2 protein-coding genes are annotated in these 2,530 nt (G+C 71.1%); both read right to left on the bottom strand.

The window, feature by feature from the left end; genetic code table 11:
• Positions 1–1,316 (bottom strand): 3-oxoacid CoA-transferase (locus ABEA67_RS19375; RefSeq protein ID WP_345468522.1); only part of this gene is annotated, 1,316 nt, incomplete at its 3' end.
• Positions 1,313–2,530, bottom strand: a 1,218-nt coding sequence (locus ABEA67_RS19370; RefSeq protein WP_345468520.1) for a thiolase family protein, incomplete at its 5' end; no start/stop codon positions are given. The genes ABEA67_RS19370 and ABEA67_RS19375, both read right to left, overlap by 4 nt.

The following is a 2,530-nucleotide window of genomic DNA, read 5'->3' as shown; positions in this document are numbered from 1 at the left end:
GTGGTGGCGCGGACCTCCTCCAGGGTGGTGCCGGGCAGCAGTTCGGTGAGGGTGAGTTGGCCGTCCAGGAACTCGAAGACGGCTTTATCGGTGATGACCATGCTCACGTTGCCCCGTGCGGTCAGGGGCAGGGTGCAGGTGGGGACCAGCTTGGGAGTGCCGTCGGGGTCGGTGTGCGTCATGGTGACAATCAACCTCCTGGCCCCGCTCGCCAGGTCCATCGCGCCACCCACCCCCAGCAGCGGCCTCCCCGGCACCGCCCAGTTCGCCAGGTTTCCGGCCTCGTCCACCTGAAGCCCGCCCATCACGGCCACGTCCACGTGGCCGCCGCGAATCATCCCGAAGGAGTCGGCCGAGTCGAAGTAGCTCGCCCCCGGCAGCGCCGTGACCGGCACCTTGCCCGCGTTCACCGGGTAGTCCATCGCGCCCCCGTCCTCCGGGGCAGGACCGACGCCCAGCATCCCGTTCTCGGTGTGCAGGTTCACCCCGTGCTCGGGGGTGATCAGGTCCGCGACCAGCGTGGGAATGCCGATGCCGAGGTTCACCACGTCGCCGGGGCGCAGTTCCCGCAGGGCGCGGCGGGCCATGTGCACACGCGCCTCGTCCACCTTCTTGGCCCCCCCCTTCACGTCGGCGGAGCTGCCCAGGTCTGCGGGCGTGAGGCTGGCCTGGACCAGATAATCCACGTACAGCCCCGGGGTGTGGACGTGGGCGGGGTCCAGCTCGCCGACCTCCACGAGTTCCTCGACCTCGGCCACGACCAGGTCGGCGGCGGTCGCCATGGCGCGGTTGAAGTTCTGCTCGGTGAGGCGGTACTGGAGATTGCCCGCCCGGTCGGCCCGCCAGGCGCGAATAAAGGCCACGTGCCCGCGCAGCGCGGGCACGAAGACCATCTCGCGTCCGTTCAACACCCGCATGTCGGCGTCCCCGGCAATCACCGTTCCGGCGGCGGTGGGGGTGTAGAAGCCGCCAAGCCCCGCACCCCCCGCCCGCAGCGCCTCGGCCAGCGTGCCCTGGGGCAGCAGCTGGACCTCCAGCGTGCCGTTCTGGGCGGCGGCAACCGCTTCGCGGTTGCTGGTGAAGAAGGAGCCGACGGCCCGGCGCAGCTGCCCGTTTCGCAGCAGGCGGCCCCCACTCAGGCCGGCCTCGCCCACGTTGTTGCCCACGAAGGTGAGGTCGCCGGTGCCGGTCTCGGCCAGGGCGTGGACCAGGTGGACCGGGTTGCCGGTCATGCCGAAGCCCCCGACCAGCAGCGTGTCGCCGGCCTTCACCAGCGCCGCGGCCTCCTGCGCCGTGATGACGGGGACCGTCATCACGCCTCCACCCGCTCAATCAGCGCCGCCTCGCCCTGGCCGACCCCCACGCAGAGGGTCGCCAGCCCGTACCTTCCCTCGCGCCGCTGCAACTCGTGGGTCAGGGTCGTGACCAGCCGTGCGCCGCTCATGCCCAGCGGGTGCCCCAGGGCGATGGAGCCGCCGTGGATGTTCAGCCGCTCGTGGTCCACGCCCAGTTCGCGCATGCAGGCGATGGCCTGCGCGGCAAAGGCCTCGTTGATTTCCACCAGGTCCACGTCCGTCAGGTCCATTCCCAGCCGCTCCATCAACTTGCGGGTGGCGGGAACAGGCCCCAGGCCCATCACGCGGGGGTCCACGCCCGCCGACGCCGCACCCACCCAGCGCGCCAGCGGCCTCACCCCCAGTGCGCGCGCCTTGCGCGCGCTCATCAGCACCAGCGCCGCCGCCCCGTCGTTCAGCCCCGAGGCGTTGCCCGCCGTGACGGTGCCTCCCTTGCGGAAGGCGGGTCGCAGACCCGCCAGCGTGGCCTCGTCGGTCGCCAGGGTGAAGGTATCCCCCTCGCGCTGGTAACGGGGATGCTCGTCGGTGTCGAAGACGGTTACACCCTTGCGGCCCCTGACCTCCACCGGGACGATTTCGTCGCGGAACACCCCGGCATTCAGGGCCGCCACCACCCGCCGCTGCGACTCCAGCGCGAAGGCGTCCTGCTCCTCACGGGTAATCTCACCCCCGGCAATCTCCCCGGCGCGGCTGCGCTCCACGATGTTCTCGGCCGTCTCGCCCATCGCCTCCAGCGGGAAGCGGGCTTCCATCGCCGGATTGGGGAAACGCCAGCCCAGGGTGGTGTCATAGGCAGTGACGTTGCCATTGGCGAAGGGCTGTGCTCCCTTGGGCATGACCAGCGGGGCGCGGGTCATGCTCTCGACGCCGCCCGCCACGTATACGTCGCCGTCACCGTTGCGGATGGCGCGGGCGGCGGTGTTGATGGCACTGAGGCCCGAAGCGCACAGCCGGTTGACGGTCAGCCCGGCGACCGTCTCGGGCAGCCCGGCCAGCAGCGCGGCCATGCGCGCGACGTTGCGGTTGTCCTCGCCCGCCTGGTTGGCGCAGCCCAGGATGACTTCTTCAATCTGGTCGGGGGAAACCCCCGACCGGCTCACCGCCTCGCGGAGGACCAGGGCAGCCAGGTCGTCGGGGCGGATGCTGGACAGCGAACCACGTATCGCCCCCACCGG

The sequence above is a fragment of the Deinococcus carri genome (assembly GCF_039545055.1).
GTDB lineage: Bacteria > Deinococcota > Deinococci > Deinococcales > Deinococcaceae > Deinococcus > Deinococcus carri.
The sequence above is the reverse complement of the archived record's forward strand: the minus strand, read 5'-3'. Positions and strand labels throughout refer to the sequence as shown.